Consider the following 6519-nt stretch of genomic DNA (forward strand, 5'->3'; position numbering starts at 1 on the left):
CCTTCGCGTCACGAGCGCCGAGCTTCCGCACCTCAGAGCCAGGCCGACAGCCGTCAGACACCGAAATTGATCTCGGGGCTGTCAAGCTCGATGAGACGTGCCCGGAGACCAAAAGGAGCCGACCAAAGCAGGCGGGAAGATGCCGGACCTCCAGAGCAAGTTATGAAGGTTGCACGCGGTGCCCTGGATCCCTCCACCAGCATCGAAGCGACTGACCTCCGGCCAGTGCGCAGCATCTTGGTGGAGTGGAACTGGAAGGTGTGCAGCCACAACCCCAGCGGGAGCCGAGCTGACGGGGCAGCCAGTGTCTTTGACAGCCGTGAAGTTCGAGGAGTTCTGTCCGTAGCGGGAGTCGCAGCGAGTGCTCCGGCCCAGCCTCGTCGGCGGCTGCCGGGGCGCGTGACGCGACGTGCTGGGCGACCGCGTCGACCCCGGGACGGGCATAGCGCTCCAGGGAGCGGACGGAGGCGTGGCGGGACCGGGCCAGCAGCATCGGAGTGCAGGTGCCGTCCTCGGCATCGTGTGTCAGGGCACTGTGGCGTAGCCGGTGAAGCGTCCACCCATCCAGGTCCTCGATGTCCTCGGGTGATGCAAGGGCGTTGGCCAGCAGCCAAGTGTTCTCCTCGAGGATCTCCTCCTCAGCCCGGCGGTAGGAGAGCCGGGCCCGGCCGGTCTCCGGGCAGATATCGAGCGTGGGTGTTCCGGCCGGGGCCTTGCGGTCGGTGAGGAACAGCGGGCCGCGGGTGTGTCGGGCGATCAGACAGGGCAGGAGCTGGGCAGAGCCTGACTGCCAGTGAATCCACTCCGCCGCCCCGCCTTTGGCGGTGATCTTCCCCCGCTTGTCCTGCGGGTTCAGGTCTTCCACGTTCCAACACAGCACCTCGTCGGCCCTTGCGGCGGACTCGTAGAGCATCTTCCAGCACCTCTTCTCCCGCAGGGCCACGTCCAGGCGCCACAGGGCGGCGATCTGGTTCTGCGCGAGAGCCTTGGTGCGGTCGGGCGATGCCGGCCGACGTTCGATACCGATCGTTGGATCGGAACTGATCCAGCCCGACTCCCTGCTCGACGACTGTGATCTGCGACAGGCCGCATTCGAGGGCGGTAGCTATCGCGGAGGTTGGACGGCAGACGTGCGGCAGAGCAGCCTTCGGCGTCCTACGCCACACCGCATCCTCGGGAATCCATGCGTCACACCTCAGTCAAAGCTCAAGTACTGCTGGAAAGGCGCTAGTTACCCGTATCCGGGCATGGTCATGCTCAACGGGCGGTTTTCTCGCTACTTCAGGTGATAGTTCTCAAGCTGTCCTGCGGCACACGAAACGATCGTCCTACTCTCGTAACCGCCGGGGAGTTCCGGACATCGTGTGGCTCTGCTCTTCCGGGCTCGATCATCGTCAGGGGTTTGCATGATCCAGGCGTCGGCCGGTCGTGACCGGATTGGCCGCACTGCTCGCCTCGGCCGGCTGCGTGTCACGAAAGCCGGCCAGGCTCTGTCTGAGAGTGTGGTGGTGGCCGCCGTCGCCGTCATAGCGGGCGTGGTGCTGGCCGTCGTCGCGCCGGCAGGCATCGCCGTGCCGGCGGCACACGGGGCAGCCGCAGTCTCCCTCCTCGTACGCGCCCGGACCGTCGCGGGCAGAGTCCGCCTACGCCTCACGTTGTCCGCCATCTCGGTTGTCGCAGGCGGCCTTCACTATGTCCTCGTAGATCAGATGGGCGCGGCGCGCCATGCCGCGGGCGTCTTCCTTCCCATCGTCCGGGTGCTGGCATGCGTCGGGATCGCCGCATGCCTGGGGGGCGCTGTCGCTGCGATGGTCATGGCAGCCACGGAGAACGGTACGACCCTGATCCGGTTGCGGCGGCTGCTGGACGGCTGGCTGATCGCGGGGTCTTTGTTCACGGTGGGCTGGGTCCTGCTGCTGCATCGCGCCGACTGGGGCGGTGACGGATCGGCATCGTTCCTCGGTCTCGGCCGCGTGGTGGCGGACATCCTCGTGTTCGGGCTGCTGGTCGCCTTGCGGTTCTGCCTGCCGCACGCCCAGCGTACGGCGACCACGGTGGCCGTCCTGGCGCTTGCTGCTCTGGCCGCGGGCGACGTGCTTCGGATCCTGCCACCAGAGCCGGGCGCATGGGACGGGATCCCCCTGGCCGCGGCAGGCTCACTCGTCGGGCTGTTCCTCGTCGCCGTGGCGCCGTGGCTGCCAGGCGGCGTGAGCGTCGTGGGGTTCGACCAGCGGATGATGCCCGTCATCGGTGTGGTGGCGGCGTTCGTGCCCGTGGTCTTCTGTGCGCTGGCCATCGCCGCCCACACCGTCGCCAGCGGTCCCATCGATACGGTGATGTCGGCATTGGCGGGTTCGGTGCTTCTCGGGCTCGGCGTCCGCCAGGGTGTCATCCACGCCGACCACCTGAGAATCACGCATGAGTCCGCGGTACGCGAGGATCACTACCGAACGTTGGTCGACCGCACCTCCGACGTGATCACGATCGTCTCCCCGGACGAGCGTGTGCTGTACGTCAGCCCGGCCGCCCTCTGGGTCTACGGCTACCGACCTGAGGACCTTGTGGGCGCCCGCCTGCCCCTGTACACCCACCCGGACGACCGCGAGACGCTGATGCAAGCCGTCCAGATACTGCGGCAGGACGCCGAATCGGACATCCGCGGGCCGGGCCGCCGGGTGTCATGCCGGGTGCAGGCCGCCGACGGAAGCTGGCGCCACGTCGAATCGACGATCAACCACCACCCCGATGGACTGATCTTCATCAGTCGCGATGTCAGCGAGCGGGTCGCTCAGCAGGTGCAACTGGAGCGCCTGGCCTTCCACGACGCATTGACCGGCCTGCCCAACCGGGCCCTGTTCGCCGACAGGGTCGCCCACGCCCTGCGGAAGCGGACCACGGATGCGGCCCCGCCCGTGGTGCTCTACATGGACCTGGACGGCTTCAAAGCGGTCAACGACTCGGCAGGGCACGCGGCAGGGGACACCGTCCTGAGGCATGCCGCTCGTCGGCTCCAGGAATCCGTACGGGCGGGGGACACCGTGGCCCGCCTCGGCGGCGACGAGTTCGCGGCCCTCCTCGAGTGGGAGGCGGGAGCACATCCCCCTTCGAGTGCGAAAGAGGTCGCCCAGCGAATCCTGACCGCGCTGACGCAGCCGTACCCGATCGGCACCATGAAGGCAGAGGTGTCAGCCTCCATCGGCATGGCCGTGGCCGTACCGGGCATCACACCGGACCAGCTGCTGCACCAGGCCGACCTGGCCATGTACGTGGCCAAAGCCGCCGGCAAGGGCCGCATCCGCCTGCACCACACACAGCCCCCGCACGCTCACAGCGGCACACCGAACGGCTGACGAGACTCCGCCGCATGCGGATCGTGCGGCGGCCAGGCCGGTACCGCTAGTGCTGTGACCACATAGGTTCACCGGGTTGCTGCTGTTCACCTCGTGTCGTGTGGAGCGCTTTACCGTGGAGAGCAGGAAGCAGCCTCGCCGACCTCACCCGGGCCAGGCGGCTCCGCAGCCGTATGCTGCGGTCGTGCCCCCGGACGGGAAAGGTTCTTGCCATCATGAGACTCACGATCGGCAGAGTCCTGCTTATCGGGATGCTGCTCTGCGGCGGTCTGTCCGTTTGGGCGGCGGCGGCTGGCCGCAAGGCAAAACAGTGCTTGGAGGGACAGCTGCATCCGGACTTCAGCGGCGCCACGATCACCGGGCGGGGTTGTGAGGTGACAACGACTTCCGGTGAGACCCTGGTCGTGCCGATCTCCGGCCCGCCGTTCGAAGCCGGGGTGGCTGGGGCACTCGGGTTCGTCGTCCTGGGCATGGCGACCGTAGTCATTCTCGTCCGACGCGCACGTCGACGGTCGGTGGACCAGCGGTAGACGTAGCACTTGGCGCCCTTGCAGTGCCGTGGCAATCCCCGCATAGGTTCGCCGGGTTGCGTTCAGGCCGCGGCTGCGAGGGGGCGTCCGCCCCAGCGGATGCCTTTCTCGCTGCGGATGCGGGCGCGTTCCTTGCGTTCGGCGGCCAGGACGTCGCGGTGGCGGGCGTTGGCGTTGCGCCAGCGCAGGTAGGCGTGGAGGGCCCGGTCTGGACGGTGTGGTTGGGGTGGTTCGAGTTGGCGATGGTGAACTGCCTCAAGGGTCCGAAGTGGGCTTCGATCGGGTTCGCCCAGGAGGCGTAGGTCGGGGTGAAGCACAACTCGACCTTGTGCTTCTTCGCCCAGCGGCGGATGTCGGCGCCTTTGTGGGCGGACAGGTTGTCCAGGATCACGTAGATTGGGGCGCCGTCGGGCCGGGCGGCGCGGATCGACTTCAGTCCGGCCAGCGTGTTCACGGCTCCCTTCTTGCGGCGGTTGACGCCCCACAGGGTGTCGTCGCCGACCGAGTAGCAGCCGTGGAAGTACCGCACTCCGTGGGTGCGGTGGTAGGTCGCCGGCAGCCGGCCGGGACGCCCTTGTTCGGCCCAGCCCGAGCCCGCGGTGGGCAGGATTCCAAGAGGGCCGAACTCGTCGAACGCGAAGACGCGGTCCGGGAAGCGATCCAGGACTTCCTCGATGCGGTCGAGCTTGGCGTCGCGCTCGGGGTCCGGGGACTCCTTCCAGGTCTTGGTGCGCTGGAAGGTGACACCACGGCGGGCGAGCAGGCCGCGTAACGTCTCGCGGCCTATGCGGATCACCCGGCCGTGGACTTTGCGCAGGTATGCGGCGAGCTTGCGCAGCGACCAGCGGGTGAAGGGCTGGCCGAGCCTGATCGGGCGGATGGTGGCCGTCCGGACGACGAAGTCCTCGTCGTCACGACTGAGCAGGCGGGGACGGCCTCCCGCCCACTGAGGGTCCAGACAGGCCAGGCCGATCTCGTTGAACCGGTGGATCACATCCCGGACGGTGTCCTCGTCGGCCTGGACCAGCTGAGCGATCACCGGCACCCGGTTCCCGCCGGCCGAGGCCAGCAGCATCATCGCGCGGCGGACGAAGTCGATCACCACCTCCGGGTATTCGTCGGGCTTCGGAAACCGCCCCATCCGCTGATACGACTTCAGGGCCAGCAGTAGCGCGAGCTGATGGCCATCAGCGTCCATCCGCTCAGCCGCCCACGCCGCCGCCTCCCGCGTCGGCGAGAAGAACAGATGCAGCTCATGCGCGGTGATCACGGCCTCGGGACTGGTGGGCTCGCATGTTGGGGTGTCGCGCATTCAGGCTGGGATGCGGAGCGCTATCACTCTGCGTCGACCACTCATGCGGGGTCCCTGGGTCCGCGTTGAAGGCGACGGTGGCATGATCCGGGCCATGGATCAGCTTTCGTACTCGGCTGAATGGCTGTCACGGTGGCGTGACGAGACCACGCATGCGGTGAGCTCCATGGTTTTGACGTTCGAGGAGAAGAACGGCTACGAGCCGGGCACGAATGAAGTCCGGATCGCCAGTAAAGAGGATCTTCGGGCTGTCCATGACGGTGGCCGGGAGCTTCAGGGATTTGAGGATCTGCTGACGTTCTACGAGTCGATCGGGGAGGTCGTGCTGCCAGATGTGGGCAACGGCTTCTTCGTCCACTCGGCGTGCGATGTCCTGCACCGGGTCGAGGAGGAAGGGCCGGTCTCCCTCTCGGAAGCGGACGATCCTCATGGGATGGTGATCGCTTCGAATGGTGGCGGCATCCTCTATGTCGCAGACCGGGGCGGCGCGATCCACCGGTCTCGGACCGCGTCCCTGGACAGTGCAGAGTTCGACAAGGTCGCCGACAATCTGCCGCAGTTCCTTGAGCACGTCCGCCGCTGCGTCGTCCGTTTCGTGGAAGCGGGCGAGACGGGAGATCTGTAGCGATCACCGGCTGTGGTCGCCGGGGGCGTATCGGCTCCAAGTTCCGCCGGCTTCGGTGACCAGGCGGGTGGCGGTCTTGTCGTGGTAGCCGAGTGCCTTCGCGATGACGGGGGCCGGGGCTTGGAGGACAAGTTGGCGGATCGCGGAGGTCCTGCCGCGCTGTGGCGGGACACCGATCTCGCGTAGGTGGGCCTGGAGGCTGCCCGGGTTCATCGGCTGCCCCGGTTGGCGGCCGGGGATGAGACATGCTCACGGAAGGTCTGCCGGCAGCCGCGCGTGGGACAAACCAAGCGCCGCACCCGCACCCGCACCACCACCCGCCGTCCGTCGACCGGCACGTCGGCCACCGTCCGCAGATGAGATCCGTGCACCCGCCCCGACGACGCCCCGCACACCGGGCAGACCACGGTGCCCTGCGGAGTCCGTGCCCGCAGTACGATCCGCTCGCCTCGTCGGCCACATCCTCTATGACCAGCCGGGGAAAGACCTGAAAACACCGTCTGCACAAGCTGATTGACATCCTCCACACGTACGTCAACGACCCTCACAACTCTCCGTCACCATCGAAAGTGAGACAGGGCCGTTGACCGTACAGACCCCGGATCGGGAGGAGCCGACGGCGTCCGCTGCCGCGTGCAGGCCCGAGCGGTTTCGCGCCCATCGGGCGACAGTCGATGTGGCACTCGGGCCGCCGCTTTCATC

At 67.5% G+C, this 6519-nt stretch carries 5 protein-coding genes and 3 pseudogenes; 3 read left to right on the forward strand and 5 right to left on the reverse strand.

The features are described from left to right. Nucleotides 1–160: 160 nt before the first annotated feature. A complete protein-coding gene (locus ACWD01_RS34885; RefSeq protein WP_451167671.1) occupies nucleotides 161–913 on the reverse strand; it encodes a site-specific integrase in 753 nt (250 codons plus the stop codon). 595 nt (nucleotides 914–1508) lie between these two features. Here ACWD01_RS34885 and ACWD01_RS34890 point away from each other — a divergent pair. Then, nucleotides 1509–3350: a diguanylate cyclase domain-containing protein gene (locus tag ACWD01_RS34890; RefSeq protein ID WP_451167672.1), complete on the forward strand. Its 1842-nt coding sequence runs from the start codon at nucleotides 1509–1511 to the stop codon at nucleotides 3348–3350. 215 nt (nucleotides 3351–3565) lie between these two features. Next, a complete protein-coding gene (locus tag ACWD01_RS34895; protein WP_451167674.1) occupies nucleotides 3566–3880 on the forward strand; it encodes a hypothetical protein in 315 nt (104 codons plus the stop codon). A gap of 62 nt (nucleotides 3881–3942) precedes the next feature. On the opposite strand, the pseudogene ACWD01_RS34900 reads toward ACWD01_RS34895, so the two are convergent. Together ACWD01_RS34900 and ACWD01_RS34905 are read right to left on the reverse strand one after the other, a co-directional pair. Then, a pseudogene (locus ACWD01_RS34900) lies at nucleotides 3943–4967 on the reverse strand (IS630 family transposase); the annotation flags it as partial. A gap of 42 nt (nucleotides 4968–5009) precedes the next feature. Next, nucleotides 5010–5192: pseudogene (locus ACWD01_RS34905) on the reverse strand (hypothetical protein); the annotation flags it as partial. Between the two features lie 94 nt (nucleotides 5193–5286). Here ACWD01_RS34905 and ACWD01_RS34910 point away from each other — a divergent pair. Beyond that, nucleotides 5287–5817 carry a hypothetical protein gene (locus ACWD01_RS34910; RefSeq protein WP_451167675.1) on the forward strand — a complete coding sequence of 177 codons (531 nt, stop codon included), beginning with the start codon at nucleotides 5287–5289 and terminating at the stop codon, nucleotides 5815–5817. A 3-nt stretch (nucleotides 5818–5820) separates the two neighbouring features. On the opposite strand, the gene ACWD01_RS34915 is transcribed toward ACWD01_RS34910, so the two are convergent. Together ACWD01_RS34915 and ACWD01_RS34920 are read right to left on the reverse strand one after the other, a co-directional pair. Next, nucleotides 5821–6030: a hypothetical protein gene (locus ACWD01_RS34915; RefSeq protein ID WP_451167677.1), complete on the reverse strand. Its 210-nt coding sequence runs from the start codon at nucleotides 6028–6030 to the stop codon at nucleotides 5821–5823. A 29-nt stretch (nucleotides 6031–6059) separates the two neighbouring features. Next, a pseudogene (locus ACWD01_RS34920) lies at nucleotides 6060–6344 on the reverse strand (transposase family protein); the annotation flags it as partial. Nucleotides 6345–6519 lie beyond the last annotated feature (175 nt).

The sequence above is a fragment of the Streptomyces sp. NPDC002835 genome (assembly GCF_053591995.1).

Bases quoted from the DNA above. Each gene is read 5' to 3' on its own strand.
- ACWD01_RS34885 (WP_451167671.1), bottom strand. From the start codon at position 913: ATGCTCTACGAGTCCGCCGCAAGGGCCGACGAGGTGCTGTGTTGGAAC.
- ACWD01_RS34895 (WP_451167674.1), top strand. From the start codon at position 3,566: ATGAGACTCACGATCGGCAGAGTCCTGCTTATCGGGATGCTGCTCTGC.
- ACWD01_RS34910 (WP_451167675.1), top strand. From the start codon at position 5,287: ATGGATCAGCTTTCGTACTCGGCTGAATGGCTGTCACGGTGGCGTGAC.
- ACWD01_RS34915 (WP_451167677.1), bottom strand. From the start codon at position 6,030: ATGAACCCGGGCAGCCTCCAGGCCCACCTACGCGAGATCGGTGTCCCG.